15 protein-coding genes and 1 pseudogene are annotated in these 16,454 nt (G+C 65.8%); 11 read left to right on the forward strand and 5 right to left on the reverse strand.

From position 1 onward, the window contains the following. The first annotated feature begins 21 nt into the window (after positions 1-21). From FLL57_RS05095 to FLL57_RS05130, 7 genes and pseudogenes are all read left to right on the forward strand, one after another. Positions 22-1,428 (forward strand): M20/M25/M40 family metallo-hydrolase, encoded by a 1,407-nt coding sequence (locus FLL57_RS05095; protein ID WP_142882298.1) that lies wholly within the window; start codon positions 22-24, stop codon positions 1,426-1,428. Between the two features lie 336 nt (positions 1,429-1,764). Then, positions 1,765-4,084: pseudogene (locus FLL57_RS05100) on the forward strand (TonB-dependent receptor). Between the two features lie 74 nt (positions 4,085-4,158). Then, on the forward strand, positions 4,159-4,893 hold the full coding sequence (locus tag FLL57_RS05105) for a DUF4198 domain-containing protein (protein WP_142882299.1): 735 nt from the start codon (positions 4,159-4,161) through the stop codon (positions 4,891-4,893). Then, entirely contained in the window at positions 4,890-5,171 is a 282-nt protein-coding gene (locus FLL57_RS05110) for a DUF3649 domain-containing protein (protein ID WP_142882300.1), read from the forward strand. The genes FLL57_RS05105 and FLL57_RS05110 overlap by 4 nt, the downstream gene beginning before the upstream one ends. A gap of 73 nt (positions 5,172-5,244) precedes the next feature. Next, positions 5,245-6,819: a PepSY-associated TM helix domain-containing protein gene (locus FLL57_RS05115; RefSeq protein ID WP_235677214.1), complete on the forward strand. Its 1,575-nt coding sequence runs from the start codon at positions 5,245-5,247 to the stop codon at positions 6,817-6,819. Beyond that, complete coding sequence (locus FLL57_RS05120; RefSeq protein ID WP_142882301.1) at positions 6,816-7,109, forward strand: DUF3325 domain-containing protein; 294 nt, start codon at positions 6,816-6,818, stop codon at positions 7,107-7,109. The genes FLL57_RS05115 and FLL57_RS05120 overlap by 4 nt, the downstream gene beginning before the upstream one ends. Before the next feature lie 301 nt (positions 7,110-7,410). Next, the gene (locus FLL57_RS05130) at positions 7,411-8,364 is read left to right on the forward strand and encodes an IS481 family transposase (protein ID WP_013502635.1); all 954 of its coding nucleotides are present in this window, start codon (positions 7,411-7,413) and stop codon (positions 8,362-8,364) included. A 35-nt stretch (positions 8,365-8,399) separates the two neighbouring features. Here FLL57_RS05130 and FLL57_RS05135 read toward each other — a convergent pair whose 3' ends face one another. Together FLL57_RS05135 and FLL57_RS05140 are read right to left on the reverse strand one after the other, a co-directional pair. Continuing rightward, a complete protein-coding gene (locus FLL57_RS05135) occupies positions 8,400-9,785 on the reverse strand; it encodes a methyl-accepting chemotaxis protein (protein ID WP_142882302.1) in 1,386 nt (461 codons plus the stop codon). 508 nt (positions 9,786-10,293) lie between these two features. Next, positions 10,294-11,076 (reverse strand): class II aldolase/adducin family protein, encoded by a 783-nt coding sequence (locus tag FLL57_RS05140; RefSeq protein ID WP_142882303.1) that lies wholly within the window; start codon positions 11,074-11,076, stop codon positions 10,294-10,296. Between the two features lie 234 nt (positions 11,077-11,310). Here FLL57_RS05140 and FLL57_RS05145 point away from each other — a divergent pair, with 234 nt between their 5' ends. Then, the gene (locus FLL57_RS05145) at positions 11,311-12,273 is read left to right on the forward strand and encodes a hypothetical protein (protein ID WP_142882304.1); all 963 of its coding nucleotides are present in this window, start codon (positions 11,311-11,313) and stop codon (positions 12,271-12,273) included. Between the two features lie 199 nt (positions 12,274-12,472). After that, positions 12,473-12,889 (forward strand): MucR family transcriptional regulator, encoded by a 417-nt coding sequence (locus FLL57_RS05150; RefSeq protein WP_013503352.1) that lies wholly within the window; start codon positions 12,473-12,475, stop codon positions 12,887-12,889. A 7-nt stretch (positions 12,890-12,896) separates the two neighbouring features. On the opposite strand, the gene FLL57_RS05155 is transcribed toward FLL57_RS05150, so the two are convergent. Next, entirely contained in the window at positions 12,897-13,637 is a 741-nt protein-coding gene (locus tag FLL57_RS05155) for an SDR family NAD(P)-dependent oxidoreductase (protein ID WP_013503351.1), read from the reverse strand. A gap of 81 nt (positions 13,638-13,718) precedes the next feature. Here FLL57_RS05155 and FLL57_RS05160 point away from each other — a divergent pair, with 81 nt between their 5' ends. Next, positions 13,719-14,354 (forward strand): TetR/AcrR family transcriptional regulator, encoded by a 636-nt coding sequence (locus FLL57_RS05160; RefSeq protein ID WP_142882305.1) that lies wholly within the window; start codon positions 13,719-13,721, stop codon positions 14,352-14,354. A gap of 120 nt (positions 14,355-14,474) precedes the next feature. After that, complete coding sequence (locus FLL57_RS05165) at positions 14,475-15,089, forward strand: DUF6456 domain-containing protein (protein ID WP_013503349.1); 615 nt, start codon at positions 14,475-14,477, stop codon at positions 15,087-15,089. A gap of 32 nt (positions 15,090-15,121) precedes the next feature. On the opposite strand, the gene FLL57_RS05170 is transcribed toward FLL57_RS05165, so the two are convergent. Both FLL57_RS05170 and FLL57_RS05175 read right to left on the reverse strand, forming a co-directional pair. Continuing rightward, on the reverse strand, positions 15,122-15,550 hold the full coding sequence (locus FLL57_RS05170; RefSeq protein ID WP_142882306.1) for a SufE family protein: 429 nt from the start codon (positions 15,548-15,550) through the stop codon (positions 15,122-15,124). Between the two features lie 115 nt (positions 15,551-15,665). Beyond that, positions 15,666-16,088: a DUF5330 domain-containing protein gene (locus FLL57_RS05175; protein WP_013503347.1), complete on the reverse strand. Its 423-nt coding sequence runs from the start codon at positions 16,086-16,088 to the stop codon at positions 15,666-15,668. Positions 16,089-16,454: the final 366 nt, after the last annotated feature.

Raw genomic sequence — 16,454 nt, forward strand, 5'->3', positions numbered from 1 at the left:
CATCTAAAGAAGGAAGACATCATGTCCGCCAGCTCTCACGTTCAAACGGTGCTCGCCCGCGCCGATGCCGATTTCGACGCCGCCTTGCAGCGGCTGTTCGCGCTGCTGCGGATCAAGTCGATCTCGGCCGATCCGGCGTTCGCGGCGGACTGCAAGGCGGCGGCCGAGCATCTTTGCGCCGACATCGCGTCGATCGGGTTCACTGCCGAGGTGAGGCCGACCGCGGGGCATCCGGCGATCGTGGCGAGGGCCAAGGGCAACACCGGCAAGCGGCCGCACGCGCTGTTCTACGGCCATTACGACGTGCAGCCGGTCGATCCGCTCGAGCTGTGGCACCGTCCGCCGTTCGAGCCGGTGATCGCCGACCATGCCGACGGCCGCAAGATCATCGTGGCGCGCGGCGCGCAGGACGACAAAGGCCAGCTCTCGACTTTCATCGAAGCCTGCCGCGCCTGGAAGCACGTCACCGGCGACTTGCCGATCGACCTCACTATCGTGATCGAGGGCGAGGAGGAGGTCGGCTCGAGGAATTTCGTGCCGTTCCTCGACGCGAACAAGAACGACCTCGCTGCCGACTTCGCGCTGGTCTGCGACACCGGGATGTGGGACCGGCACACACCGGCGATCACCACCTCGCTGCGTGGCCTCGTCTATGAAGAGGTGAAGATCAAGGCGGCGAACCGCGATCTGCATTCCGGCGTCTATGGCGGCGGCGCGCAGAATCCGATCCGGGTGCTGACGCGAATTCTCGGCGGTCTGCACGACGAGCACGGCCGCATCACCATTCCGGGGTTCTACGACGGCGTGAAGGATCTGCCGCCGGAAATCCTGGCGCAGTGGAAGGGGCTGAACCTGACCGCCGAGAGCTTCCTCGGTCCGATCGGGCTGTCGATCCCCGCCGGCGAAGACGATCGTCTGCTGATCGAGCAACTGATCTCGCGGCCGACCTGCGACATCAACGGCATCGTCGGCGGCTACACCGGCGAGGGCTCGAAGACGGTCATCGCCGCGGAGGCTTCGGCCAAGGTGTCGTTCCGGATCGTCGAGGGGCAGGACCCGAACAAGATCCGCGATGCGTTCCGCGCCTACGTCACCGCGCGGCTGCCGGGCGACTGCCGCGCCGAATTCCTCGATCACTCCAACGGAGCGGCGATCGCGCTGCCGTGGGACATGAAGCCGCTCACTGCGGCGAGGTCTGCGCTGACCGAGGAGTGGGGCAAGGATGCGGTGCTGATCGGCTCCGGCGCCTCGATCCCGATCGTCGCCGATTTCAAGCGCACGCTCGGTCTCGACTCGGTGCTGATCGGCTTCGGACTGGACGACGACAACATCCATTCGCCGAACGAAAAATACGACCTGACCAGTTTCCAGAAGGGCATTCGCTCCTGGGTGCGGATTCTCGGCGCGCTGGACGATGCGTCGCGGTGAAATAGCACCGCGTCATAACGTCACCTCGTTTCGCGCGAGCCTTTCGCAGGTCCGCGCCGACGCCGTGCAAAATCAGAATCGTTCTAGCTCGTGACGCGAAGCTGTCAGCGGTCGCGTCGCTCCGTGCGAACGCTTGCTCGGTCGAGCTTTTCTGTCATGACCGGTGCACCGATCAGTCTTCAGTCGTGCAACAGGGCCACAGACGGAACAATAGAGGTCTTCTAAATCGCCCTGGAGGGTTACTGATCGGCGTATACTAATTCTAAATCGCACTACGTTGCCTCACTATTCCGCATCTCCTACCCCGGCACCGATCATGTGAACTGGGGGCGTCGAGTGAGCAACTTCAAGAGCAACAAGAATCGTCTGTACCTGGGTGTCGCTGCGGGCGTCGTCACCGCCTGTGTCGGCGGCCTGAACGCGACGCCGGTGCGGGCGCAGGACGCCGAGCGGCGTGTGCTGCCGCCGGTCTCGGTCGACGCGCCGCAGCAGCGCGCGCGGCCAGCCACCCGCACCGCACAGCCGCGGGCCACGCCCCAGCGCGCCGCGCGGGTGACGCCGCGCCAGGCCGCCGAACCGCCAGCAGCGCCGGTCGCACCGCCGACGATGGGGTCGACGCGCACGATCGGCGCACCGGCGCCGGCCTATGCGGGCGGCCAGGTGGCGCAGGGCGGCACCCTTGGCCTGCTCGGCAGCACGAGCGTGATGAACACGCCGTTCTCGACCGTGAACTACACCTCGCAACTGATCGAGAACCAGCAGGCCCGCACCGCGGCCGACACGCTGATCAACGACTCCTCGGTGCGGCTGTCGACCGGCCCGAACGGTTTCGACGACACCTTCCAGATCCGCGGCTTCCCCGTCAGTGCGACGGATATCGGCCTCAACGGTCTGTACGGCCTGGTCTCGTCGAGCCGCGTGCCGGCGCAGATCATCGAGCGGATCGAACTGCTGAAAGGCCCCGGCGCCCTGATCAACGGCATTGCGCCCGGTGGCAGCATCGGCGGCGGCGTCAACATCGTCACCAAGCGCGCCACCGAGGTGCCGTTCGCGCGGGTCACGCCGTTCTTCATGAGCGCCGGCAATTACGGCGTGCAGCTCGACTCGAGTCAGAGGTTCGGTGCCAACAAGGAATGGGGCGTTCGCTTCAACGGCGTCGCCCGTAACGGCGAAGCCACAGTCGACGGCGGCAACTGGCGCAGCGGAGTCGCTGCGCTGTCGGTCGACTACCGCGGTGAGCGGCTGCGCTGGACGCTGGATGCGATCACGCAGAACGACGATACCAAGAATTTCCGCCCGCAGATGACCATTCAGACTGGGGTTCCGTTCATTCCCGCGGCGCCGGACGCGCGCAGCAACTGGTACCCCCGGCACGGTGCTGAACCAGCGGGATCACACCATCGCATCGGGTCTCGAATACGACATCACCGATTGGCTGACCGCCTATGCCGGCCTCGGCTATCGGCAGGGCGAGAACTACCAGACCTTCCCGGATTCACGGGTCTCCGGCTATACCGGTGGCATCGATCAGTTCGGTAATTTCCGGCTGATCAATGCTTACTACGACTCCTACACCCAGACGGTCAGCGGCAATGCAGGCGTGCGGGCCAAGTTCAACACCGGCTTCATCGGCCACTCGGTCAACGTCGCCTACACCGGCTTCAATCAGGAAGCCGGCAACGCCTATGTGGCCAACACGCCGGCCCAGTCTGTGCCATCGAACATCTACAATCCATCGCCGCTGCCGTTCGTCACGGGCGCGCGCAACGCCCCGCAGAAGTCGTCGGACACGACGCTGTCCAGCGTCGCGATCGCCGATACGATGTCGTTCCTGAACGATACCGTGCTGCTGACGCTCGGTGTCCGCCAGCAGAACGTGAAGGTCGACAGTTTCAACACCACCGCCGGCGCGCTGACCAGCGGCTACGATGCCAGCGCCACCACGCCGCTCGCCGGCATCGTGATCAAGCCGTGGCACAACGTTTCGCTGTACGCCAACTACGCCGAAGGCCTGACCCGCGGCACCATCGTCGGCGCCGGTTACGCCAACACCGGCGCGGTGCTGGCGCCGTACAAGTCGAAGCAGCAGGAAGCCGGTATCAAGGTCGATTGGGGCACCATCACCACCACCGCGGCGGTGTTCCAGATCACGCGGCCGAATTCGATCCGCAACGCGGCCAACGAACTCGCCTATGACGGCGAGCAGCGCAACCGCGGCGTCGAACTGTCGGTATACGGCTTGATCCTGCCCGGGTTGCGCGGCATGGCCAGCGCCACTTTCCTCAAGCCCGAGCTGACCAATCCGAGCAACCCGCTGGAGCGCGGCAATGACGCCGCCGGCGTGCCGGACACCACCGTCTCCGCCGGCCTCGACTGGGACACGCCGTGGGTGCGCGGGCTCGCGCTCAACGGCCGGGTGATCTACACCTCGGGTTCGTATCTGACGAGCGCCAACCTGCCGACGCAGCGCTTCCCGGATTGGACCCGGCTCGACCTCGGCGCGCGCTACACCACGACCGCGATCACCGGCAAGCCGGTCACCTTCCGTGCCAGCGTCGAAAACGTCACCGGCGAAAACTACTGGCTGACCACCGGCACCTTCGTCACCGTCGGCGCGCCGCGGACTTACTTGTTGTCCGCTGCATTCGACTTCTGATCGCGCACGCGATTCGATAGGCACCGTGCCCGGCCTTGTGCCGGGCACCCATGTTTCGAAACGAGGTGATCGGAATGAAGAAGCTCTCTCTCGCAATGCTCGCAACGCTCGGCGCGATGACCTCCGCGCAGGCGCACCAGATCTGGATCGAGCAGGCGGACGGCGGCGCCGTGGTGCTGTTCGGCGAGTTCGGCGAAAACCTGCGCGAAGCGTCGCCCGGACTGCTCGACAAGTTCTCCAAGGTGACGGCGACGCTGCTGTCGGCCATGGGCGAGCAGAAGGCCGAGGCGAGCAAGACCGCGAGCGGCTTCAAGCTGCCGTTCGCCGCGGCCGCCGGCGATAGCATCGTCGCCGAAGACGCCGGCTATCCGCTGTATACCTGGAAGCAGCAGGACAAGGAGGTGCGAAACTGGTTCTATCCCGCCGCGCGGCTGATCACCGGCTTCGCCGCGCAGCAGCCGAAGCTGCCGCTCGATCTGGTGCCGACCGGGCAGCCGGGCCAGTTCAAGCTGGTGTTCAAGGACCAGCCGAAGCCGAAGATCAAGGTGACGCTGACGACGCAGTCGGGCTGGGCCAAGGAAGCGCACACCGATGCGCAGGGGCTCGTCACCTTCGATATGCCGTGGCAGGGCGTCTACGTCGCCGAAGTCAGCATGAACGACAAGACCGCGGGCGAGCGTGCCGGCCCCAACGGCGCCGAGCCGTATGATGCGGTGAGCTACGCCACCACCGTCACTTACGAGAAGGCCGACGGACTGCCGCCGCTTCCCGCCGGCCCACCGGCGCCCCCGTCCGCCCCGCGCAAATGACCGCGCGGGCGCACCGCATCCGGTCGATCGGTGCGCTGACGTCGCGCATCGTCGCGGCGCTGCTCGGCGGCTACGCGCTGGCTGCGCTTTGCAGCGTCGCGGTGCTGGCGCTGCCGATCAGCAAGCCGCAGGCGGTTCTCGCCGGCCAGCTCGCGAGCTTCGCGATCTGTGCCGGGGTCGTGATCTGGGCCTTCGCGGCGCGTAGCGCGCTGACAGCATGGATCGGCCTTGCGCTCGTCGCCGCGGTGCTGGGGCCGCTGGCGTGGTCAGCGTCCTGATGAGGTTGATGAGGTGCGAGGCGTGACGATGCCGCATGATCGGCGTGCCGCCAGTCGCGGCATCCGGCAAAGCATGTCCGGCCTGCATACCTGGTCCGGGCTGCTGCTCGGCTGGGTGCTGTATGCGATGTTTCTCACCGGAACGGTGTCGTTCTTCAGAGAGGAACTGTCGCAGTGGATGCGGCCGGAGCTGCCCCGACTGGTGCAGGCTCTCGATCCGGCGCGCGTGGCGCAGCGCGTCGCCGACGAGATCGGCCGGATCGCGCCGGGCGCGACGCAGTGGAGCATGAAGCTTCCCGACGGACGCAGCAACACCGTCTACGCATTCTGGCGGCTTCCCGGCGGTCAGGGTGCGCGCGCGTTCGGCGAAGGCCACTTCGATCCGGTGACCGGCCATCGCATCGAGGCCCGGGGCACGCTCGGCGGCGATTTCTTCTATCGCTTTCATTTCCAGTTCTACTACATGTCGCCGTTCTGGGGACGGCTGCTCGCCGGTCTCGCAGCGATGTCGATGCTGGTGGCGATCGTCGCCGGCGTGATCACCCACAAGAAGATCTTCACCGACTTCTTCACCTTCCGCTGGGGCAAGGGACAGCGCGCGTGGCTCGACGCCCACAACGCGCTGTCGGTGTTCGGTCTGCCGTTCCACGTGATGATCACCTACACCGGGTTGGTGACGCTGATGGCGCTGTACGTGCCGTGGGGTGAACGCGCCGCCATCAAGACGCCCGCCGAACGCCAGCAACTCGCCGCCGAACTGAACGCCTTCATCCAGGCCGGCAAGCCGAGCGGCGAGAAGGTGCAGCCGGGGTCGATCGAGGCGATGGTCCGGCAGGCGCAGCAGCGCTGGGGGACGACCGATGTGGGGCGCGTCAACGCCGCCAATCCGGGCGACGCGACCGCCCGCATCGCGGTGACCCGCGGCGATGCCGGGCGCGTATCGATGAGTCCCGAATACATCGAATTCGACGGCGTCACCGGGAAGCTGCTCGCCGTGCACGACCATGTCGGCGCGGCGGCGGAAACCCGCGGCGTGATGTACGCGCTGCATCTCGGCCGCTTCAGCGATCTGGAGACGCGCTGGCTGTACTTCCTCGCCAGCCTGATGGGCACCGCGATGGTCGGCACCGGGCTGGTGATGTGGACGGTGAAGCGGCGGCAGAAGCTACCCGATCCGGAGCGACCGCATGTCGGCTTTCGCCTGGTCGAGCGGCTGAACATCGCCGGCATTGCCGGACTGTCGGTCGCCATGACGGCGTTGCTGTGGGCGAACCGGCTGCTACCTGTTCAGATGCAGGAGCGGGCGTTCTGGGAGGTCCATCTGTTCTTCATCGTCTGGGGGCTGACGCTGCTGCATGCGCTGCTGCGGCCGGCCAGGGCGGCGTGGGTCGAGCAGCTCTGGGCGGCGGCTGCGCTGTTGGCGCTGATCCCGGTGCTGAATGCCGCGACCACGCAGCGCCCGCTGTGGCACAGCCTCGCTGTCGGCGACTGGGTGTTCGCCGGCACCGATCTGATGTGCCTGGCGCTCGCGCTGCTGCATGCGGTGCTGGCGATCCGCACCGCGCGGCACGGCGCACAGCTACGTCCGAAGGGGCGTTCGGCGAAGCGGGGAGAGATGCCGGCGATGTTGGGCGAGGCCGCGACATGAGTCACGTTCTGGCGCAGGTATTTTGCCTGGCGGGTTTCACGGCCCTGGCGTTCGGGCTGCGCCGGCCGCAGCACGATGTCCTGCATCGTTCGCTGCGCCGGCCGGTGGTGTTTGCGCTACGCGCTGTCGGCACCTGCGCGTTGGCGATCGCACTTGCGGTGCTGGTCGGTGTGTCCGGTTGGGGCTTCGGCCTGGTCAAGTTCAGCGGCCACACCACACTGGCCGCTGCCCTGGTGTACTGCGCGCTGATCGGCTGCGGCCGCAGGGCCGCCGCCAGAGTGCGCTGCTAGAGCAGTTCTGCTTTTTATAGAATCAGAGCTGATCCGCACCGCGTGCCACACGCACAACCTCATGGTGAGGAGGCGCGTAGCGCCGTCTCGAACCATGTGACGCAGGGAATGCGTTGCCCCATCCTTCGAGACGCCCGGCTTCGCCGGGCTCCTCAGGATGAGGACTCAGTGCCTTCGGAAAAGTCGGATCGTTTCAATCAAACGATGAACCGCTCTAGCTGTGAGCTTTCAATAGGTTGTCCATCCGGTCCGGACCGAGGATGCTGAGGTTGCGAAGCTTCAGTGTCCAAGGAGGGACCGGATGAACATTCACAAGAATGCCCGTTTGACGCCGATTGGTCGAGAGCGGTTGGTGCAGGCGGTGTTGAGCGGGCAGACGCCGAAGGCCGCCGCACAAGCCGCAGGCGTCTGCCCGCGGACGGCCCGCAAATGGGTTGCCCGGTTCAAGGCCGAAGGGCGCGCAGGGCTTGCCGATCGCTCGTCGCGGCCGCGGCGGCTGTACAAGCCGACGCCAGTGGCGACCGTGGAGCAGGTCGAACGGCTGCGCCGTCAGCGTCTGACCGGCAAGCAGATCGCCGCCGATCTCGGCCTGTCGCCGGCCACCGTCAGCCGTATCCTGCGACGCCTGGGGCTCAACCGAATGCGTGACCTGGAGCCGGCCGAACCAGCCCGCCGCTACGAGTACGCCCATCCCGGCGACATGATCCACATCGACATCAAGAAGCTCGGCCGCTTCGACAAGATCGGCCATCGCATCACCGGCGATCGCACCGGCCAAAGCAACAGCCGCGGCGTCGGCTGGGAGTTCGTCCACGTCTGCATCGACGACGCCTCACGTGTCGCATTCTCGCAGATTTTCGCGGACGAGAAGGCCGTCAGCGCGATCGCCTTCCTCAAGGCCGCGATCGCCTATTACGCCAGCCTCGGCGTCACCGTTAGACGCGTCATGACCGACAACGGAAGCTGCTACATATCGACTGATTTCCGAAACGCCTGCCACGCTCTCGGGCTCAAGCATATCCGCACCAGGCCATACACACCTAAAACCAACGGCAAGGCCGAGCGCTTCATCCAAAGTGCTCTCAGGGAATGGGCTTACGCGCAGGCCTATCCGACCTCGACACGCAGGGCCGAGGAACTGCCGATCTGGCTGCATCGATACAATTGGCACCGCCCTCACGGCGGCATAAAATCACAGCCGCCAATCAGCAGACTCGGACTCTCCGAGGACAACCTGTTGAGGCTCCACATCTAGCTTGCCGGCACGCATCGCCGCCGCGGCGAGCGCCGCTACGTCACGAGCCGGTCGATCAGTCGCAGCACGTCTTTCGAGGCGTGGCCGACCTGGTCGATCTCGGCCATCGCGCCGGCGAGGTCACCGGACTGGATCAGGCGCGCGGCGGCTTTGCCGTGCTCGTGCACCAGGGCGTGCGGCCCCTCCAGCGCGGCGAAGGCGGGATTGGTCCGCGATCCCAGCGAGGTGTCCCCGTAGTACCATTTGCCGAGGCGGCAGGCGTGATGATCGGTCAGCTCGGTGCTGCTCAGCCTGCTGCGGCCGGCAGCCATGTCGGCGAGCCGCTTCTTCCAGGCGATATGGTCGGCCTTGGCGAGGCGCGGGATCAGGCCGTCGAAGCTCATTCGGGACAATTCCTCGAGCTCGCCGCCGACCAATGACTGCACTTGGTCGAGCTGATCGGAAATGTGTCCGACCTGGAGGACACACTTCTCGGTCTGTTCGGCGATGGTCGAGATTCCGCTCGCGATCTCGCTCGACGCCTGCGATTGCTGATTCAGGATGGTGGCGATCTCGGCCATTCCCTCGGTGACGCCGCCGACGCGTTCGGAGACGCCGGTCATCGCCTCGCCGAGCGAGTTGACCACGTCGCGGCTTTCAACGGCGGCGCTGGTGCAGTCCGCCATCGCAGCCACGATGGTGGCGATGTCCTCGCGCAGCCGATCGATCCGGCTGCGGATGTCGACGGTGGCGCTGCTGGTCTGCTGCGACAGCCCTTTCACTTCGGTCGCCACCACGGCGAAGCCGCGCCCGGCCTCGCCGGCGCGTGCGGCTTCGATCGTGGCGTTCAAGGCGAGCAGGTTGGTCTGGCGCGCGATCGCATCGATCGAAGACACGATGCTGCCGATCGCATCCGACGCCGCACTGAGTTCAGTGATCTTCTCCGCCGCCAGCTCGGCGGTGGCGCTGACCCGGCTCATCGCGGACGCTGCGGTGCTCGCGGTGGTCAGACCGTGCTGCGCGCTGACGCGCATGTCGGCGGCTTCGGATGCCGCGGTTTGCGCCGTGGTGCGGATCTGGCCGATCGACGTCACCATCTCTTCGCTGGCGCTCGCCAGCGCCTGCGAGCGCTGATCGATCTGCCGGGTGAACGACAGCAGGTTCGCGGAAGCGACCGCAGTCTCGCTGCCTTGAATCGAGAGATCGACCATGCGGTCGAGGTTGCGCGAGACGTCGCCGGACAGCTTCTGCAGCAGCCGGCCGATTGCGCGGCTCAGGGGATCGTCGCCGGACGGCGGCTCGATATCATAGCGGCCATCGATCAATTGATCGATGCTGGCGGCGAGTGCCTCGTCACGAGCTCGTAGTTCTACTAGTTCGGTCGCGACGGAGTGCTCGGCGGAGTCGCGCATCGTCTTGCGCGCGGACGAAAGAAACGACATGGAGCCTCGAAAATGAATGCCTCGGTTTGGCCTACATTGATACAAGGTCGTTAATCGTGCGTTGGGGTCGCGGCTCCGACTTTATTCACGAGGCGGAGCCCGCGCGCGCAATGGGCGCCTACTAAAGTCGAGCGACGCAGTCAGGCGGGCCGGCGCAAAACCAAACCCGACACAAATGCCGTCCGCTGCTGGAGATGATAATCGCACGCGGGGCGTGTCGCTCGTCAGCGTGATGTGGTGATCGAAGGTGCGGTGAAGTCATTACGTCACAAATCGATGCCGTGGCCGACGGTTGCAGGCCGACGCAAAAACGCCGCCCGGAATTGGGCGGCGTTTGGATTCCGATAGCGTAGAGGATGATGCGGAGAAGATAGCACGGCTGCGGCTGATTTCAATCTCCGCCGATCACGGCGTCATCGCGAAGAAGCGAAGCCGACGAAGCAATCCAGCTCGGTGTGCTGAGCCTCTGGATTGCTTCGCTGCGCTCGCAACGACCAGGACGCGCCGCTCAGGTGCGATAGCTCGGATCGATGCGGTCGAGCTTGCGCAGCAGCGGCGGCCACACCAGCTTGGTGGAGCGCAGCTCCATCGCGTCGCGATTGGCGATCAGGTCGTGGTTCTTGTCGATCACCATCTGCTCGAGCGGGTAGGCGGTCGGGCCGAGCATCTTGGTGCGGACCTGCATCGTGCAGGCGCGCTCGAGATGATACATCCGCTCGAACGCCGAGGCGACGGTGCGGCCGACCGTCAGCGTGCCGTGATTGCGCAGCAGCATATGGTTCTTGTCGCCCAGGTCGCGCTGCAGCCGTGGCCGTTCGTCGTGGTCGAGCGCGACGCCTTCATAGTCGTGATAGGCGAGATCGCCGGTGACGAAATGCGCGGTCTGGTTGATCGGCAGCAGGCCGTCCATGCAGCTCGCCACAGCAGTGCCGTCCGGGGTGTGCAGATGGATGACGCAGCCGGCGTCTTCGCGGACCTCGTGAATCGCCGAATGGATGGTGAAGCCGGCTGGATTGATCTTGTACGGGCTGTCGGTGAGCTGATTGCCGTCGAGGTCGACCTTGACCAGGCTGGAGGCGGTGATCTCGTCGAACATCAGTCCATAGGGGTTGATCAGGAAGTGATGCTCGGGGCCGGGCACCCGGGCGGAGATGTGGGTGTCGACCAGATCGTCCCAGCCGTACAGCGCGACCAGGCGGTAGCAGGCGGCGAGGTTGACCCGCTGCTCCCATTCAGCCTCGGTCATGTCGGAGGGGACTTCTCTCAGGCGTGCGGCTTCGGCTGGGGACATGCGTTTCCTCTTCCTGTGGGCGCCGTTGCCCGGCGCGTTGACGTGGCGGAAGCCTAGTGCTGCGAATGTCTTGCAGCAAGCGCCGACCGAAGCGCGGCAGACATGTGGCGGTGCCGGCGGTCCGACCCGACGCGAAACCTCGGGGGGCGCAACCGCGGCCTCAACAAGTTGTTCGCAAAGGTCTGCGGCGATTGCCGTTATGGGACAGATGACGCTATCCTGACGAGGGCTGCCGTGGCGATCCGCCCCGGCGTGGAGTTAAGAATGATTTTGCTTCTGGTCGCCGGCATCGCCTTCCTGCTGGCCGGAGCGGCGTCGATCATCATCGGCGTTCCGGTCAAGGAATTCAGCTTCGGCAACACGTTGATCCTGTCGGGCGTGGTGGGCGCGTGCACCGGTGCGCTGCTGCTTGGGCTCTCGGCAGTGATCCGGGAGCTACGGCTGGTCGCGGCCGGCCTGGCGGTCGAGGAGACCGGGTCGAGTTTCGCCGGGGCGAATGCGGCCAGGACGAATGTGACCAGGACGAATGCAACGAGGACTCCGGCGCGCGCCGCGATTCCGCCGGCGCCAGCCTCCGAGCCCGACAGCGATGCGTTGTTTCCGGGAGAGCGGCCCGAGCCTTCGTTGCCGCCGCCACAGCCTTTGGAGGCTGCTGCTGAGCCTGCCGGGACTGCGCCCTGGCAGGAGGAAGTGGCTACCCGTGATCGCGTGCGTCAGCGGGTGATGCCTCCGCTGGAGATCAAGCCGCCGCCTCCGGCGCCCGCTGAAATCTCATCGCCGCCTCCGCTCGACGCCGGCGAAGACGCAGCGCCGCCCAAGCGCCGGAATCTGTTGTTCGCCTCGTCGCGGCGCGAACGCGAACGGAGCGCCGCCGGCGCCACGGATGAGACCGGCGAGTCTTTCGCCGGTCATGGTCCGGTCGGGACTTCGCGCAGCTTCGAGGAAGCCTGGCCGCGGAAGCGTTCCGCGGCCGCCGAGGAGATGCCGCCAGTTCCGGAGCGCTCCGGGCTGCTGGAGCCGACCCCGGCACCGCGCAGCGAGGAAATGCAGCAGGTCACGGTGCTGAAATCGGGAGTCGTCGACGGCATGGCCTATTCGCTGTATTCGGACGGCTCGATCGAGGCGCAGATGCCGGAAGGGATGATGCGGTTCGAATCGATCGACGAGCTTCGGGAGCATCTGGAGCAACGGAGCTGATACGCGCCGAACGCGAATCTCGTCTGTTCGTCTACCTTGCTCGACTGCGCTGCCGTAAATAGACTTCGGTATTGGCAAGATTAGAATCGCCAACTTCCGGCGATCTGCCGACGACTGCCGAGTATCCCGGACAATTTGACCAGTGCGCCCGCGGAACACCTCCGCGCGGCGTATTCGAATGAGTGACGAAGGACAGCCGATGAGTGACACCACGGGGAAGAGCTACATCGAGCTGACCGCTTCGATCGTCTCCGCCTATGTCAGCCACAACGCGACGCAGGCCAGCGAAATCCCGGCGCTGATAGGCCAGGTTCACGCGGCGCTCCAACGGCTCTCCGCCAGCCGCCCCGAAGCGGCGCCGCTGGAGCCTTCCAAGCCGGCGGTGCCGGTCAAGAAGTCGGTGACGCCGGAGTATCTGATCTGCCTGGAAGACGGCAAACGCTTCAAATCGCTGAAGCGGCACCTGCGCACGCAATACAAGATGACGCCGGAGCAGTACCGCGAGAAGTGGGGACTTCCCGCGGACTACCCGATGGTGGCGCCGAACTACGCGGTGGAACGCTCGCAGCTCGCCAAGAAGATGGGGCTCGGCCAGCAGCGTCGTCGGCGCAAGTAGCCCGGCATCAAGCCGAGAAGCCGGCATCCGCGGTGATCATCGCGCCGGTGATCAGTCCGGCGGCCGGACTTGCCAGGAACGCGACGACGGCGGCGATCTCCTCGGGCTTGCCGTAGCGCCCGAGCGCCGTCAGGGCGCGGAGCTGGTCGGCTTGCTCGCCACTCGCCGGGTTCATGTCGGTGTCGATCGAGCCCGGCTGAACCAGATTGACGGTGATGCCTTGCGGCCCGAGCTCACGGGACAGTCCGCGGGTGAAGGCGTGCAGCGCCGACTTGGTCATCGCGTACACGGTCGACCCCGCAAACGGCACCCGCTCGGCGAGCGTGGAACCGATCGAGATGATCCGCCCGCCCTCGCGGAGGTGCGGGATCGCGGCCTGCGACGCCAGCACCACGGCACGCACGTTGACGTTGAGCAGCGCGTCGAGGTCGGCGAGGCTGAGTTCGGTGATCGGTCCGACCCGGCCGATGCCGGCATTGTTGACGAGAATGTCGAGGCCGCCGAGGTTCCCGGCCGCAGCCTCCACCGAGCGCTTCACTGCCGCCGGATCGGCACTGTCGGCCTGGATCGCGATGCCGCGGCGGCCGTTGGCCTCGATTGCCTTCACCACCTCGGCCGCGCGGTCGGCCGATCGCTCGTAGGTGATCGCGACGTCCGCGCCGTTGGCGGCCAGTTCGATCGCGATCCCGGCGCCGATTCCGCGCGCGGCTCCGGTCACCAGCGCTCGCTTGCCCGTCAGCTCAACCATGTCGCCCTCATTTTATGTAGTGATCGATATAAAAATAGTTAGGTGAATTGCCGGAGGTGGGTCAAGCGATTTATATAGCGAATGATGCAGAAATCGGATTTGACCTTGGGAGAGCGAGCCGCGCGGACTCGCGGACGGCCGCGAGCGTTCGACAGGGCGCGAGCCCTGGCGCAGGCGACGCGGCTGTTCTGGGTCAAGGGCTATGAAGCGACCTCGATCGCCGATCTCACGCAGGCCATGGGGATCGGAGCTCCGAGCCTGTATGCGGCGTTCGGCTCCAAGGAAGCGCTCTACGCCGAGGCGCTGCGACACTACGAAAATACCTACGAGCAACTGGTCTGGGCCGGGTTCCACAGCGCGCCGACCGCGCGTGAGGCGGTGAGCGCCTTTCTGCTCGACTCCGCGTCGGCGCTGACCGGGGCTCCCGACGATCATCCGCTCGGCTGCATGGTGACGCTGTCGGCGGTGGGGAGCGAAGGCCACGCTGAACTCGGCGAGCTGGTGCGCGGCGCGCGTGCGGTGACGCTGCAGCGCCTGGAGGCGCGGCTGAGCGCGGCCGTCGCGGCGGGCGAGCTGCGGGCGGGGACCGAGGTTCACTCCCTTGCCCGGTTCTTTCAAGCCGTGCAGGCGGGAATGTCGATCCTGGCCCGGGATGGCGCTAGCCGTGCCGAGCTGGATGCGGCCGCCCGCCATGCTTTGGCGCGCTGGGACGCATGATCGTCGGGCAGGTTGAAGGTTGAGGAAAAAAATCCGAATATCGCGTCTCAGGGCTTGCGGCTCCGCTCCCGATATGTGAAAATTTTCCTAGAACGAGACTCTGGGAAAGGTCGAGACGAGATGCAGAGCAAGCGCCGCGGGCGGAAGTCCGCCACAGCACGCGAGCAGGGCAGGGCCGAGGTCGACGGCTTTCGCGCCCGTCATCTGGATCTGACCGAACGCGAGATCATGACGGCCGAAGGGCTGGCGCGCGTCACCATGGATGAGAGCGAAAGCCCGCTGGCATGGCTGGCCCGCCGCAAGGGGCGGGATGGGCGCGCGCTGATAAGCGCCGAGCAGTTTGTCGCCGGCGAGCGGCTGCGTGCCGATTTCACGCGGGCCAACATGACGCCACGTGTCACCTCGAACTGGGGTGCTCCGACCGGCCGGGCCGGCCAGGGTGGCGGTGCGGGGGAGATGACCGATCTGGTGGTGGCGGCGCGTCAGCGGGTGCAGCACGCGCTCGACGCCTGCGGGCCGGAGTTCTCCGGCGTCCTGCTCGACGTCTGCTGCTTTCTCCGCGGGCTGGAGGATGTCGAGCGCGAGCGGGGCTGGCCGTCGCGATCCGCCAAGGTGGTACTGCAGCTCGCGCTGGATCGGCTGGCGCGGCACTACGGCGTTTCCCCGTGCGACGGACAAGCCAAGCCGCGGCTGCGGAGCTGGCTGGCGGACGATGCGGCGTTCGTGGTGCCGTAAAGCGACCGATCAGCCGTCGCGGTGGATCGCGGTCAGGTCGACGCGGCGAGGGTGTCGCGGGCGTCGGCCTTGATCCGCTCGATCATCGAGCGCAGGCCGTTGGAGCGCTGAGGCGTCATGTGCTCGCGAAAACCCAGTTCGTCGAACACTGCGATCGGCTCGGCGGCGAGGATCTGCTGTGGCGTGCGGCCCGACACCAGCGTCAGCAGAATCGCGATCAGGCCGCGCACGATGTGCGCATCGCTGTCGCCGAGATAGCTCAGCACCGGTTCGCCGGCCGCGTTGCGCGTCAGCTTGCGCGACAGCCACACCTGGCTGGCGCAGCCCTGCACCTTGTTGGCGGCAGAGTGCTCGTCTTCGGGCATCGGCTGGAGCGTGCGGCCGAGTTCGATCACGTAGCGATAGCGGTCGTCCCACTCGTCGAGCAGTGCGAAATTATCCCTGATCTCGTCAATCGTCATCGTGCCCCGTATCTGTCGGTCGCGGTTCGCTCGCGAGGGAACCTCTATCGACAAATATATGGGTTCGCGGGCGCTCGAAAGCGAGAATCGCCTGATCCGGTGGTCGTGGATTGCCCTAATTGGTGGCAGTCGGCTTGGCGATCATATCGATCGCCGCGGTTTCGGCGCCGGGCAGCTTCCACTCGATCTTCAGATCTTCCGCCGTCAGCGTATCCCGCGGCGCCAGCGACGGATCGGGCACGTCGCCGCCGCCGATCGCGCCGGTCGGCTCGCCACGCTTCTCGGTAATGATCTGGTACAGTTTGCGCGCGCCTTCCTGCGCGCGATGACCGATCACCGTCGCGGCCTGTTCGCCGACCTCGCACGCCGCCGGCTGGCGCTTGCAGAACTGACTGAAATCGGACACTGCCGCACTCGCCGCAGACACCGCTTCGGAGGCGCCGATCTGCGGCAGCTTCTCCGAATCCGGTGTCGACTCGCGCGGTAGGAATACCAGCACCACGCCGATCCAAAACGCCAAGCGAAGCAGAAAGAACATCTCGCGACCCCGTCGTCCAAATCCCCGTTGCGATTGGTCTCGCAATCAAACTCTGTCGTATCCAGCGGCAATGAATTCGGAGTTTTTTGGTTACTTACAATTCGAGCAAAGTCCGCGAAAAATCCCGTCGAAACGATTCGATGTAAACATTCGATTGACGGCGCTCGGCTTCTCCGCTCGCAATCGATTGACGTCCACCAATTCGAAACCATACCGCTGCGCGCTTTGAAACCATGCGTTCACCATGCGGTTCGAATGCGGTGTTCAGAGACACCTGGACGCGATGGCGAGCGGCAGTCTGCGATCGCCTTAGTGTTCGTTTAAGGTCGCTCTGACAGGTTCGGCCAACCACATGCGGGGCGCGGA

It is taken from the genome of Rhodopseudomonas palustris, from assembly GCF_007005445.1.
Classification (GTDB): domain Bacteria; phylum Pseudomonadota; class Alphaproteobacteria; order Rhizobiales; family Xanthobacteraceae; genus Rhodopseudomonas; species Rhodopseudomonas palustris_G.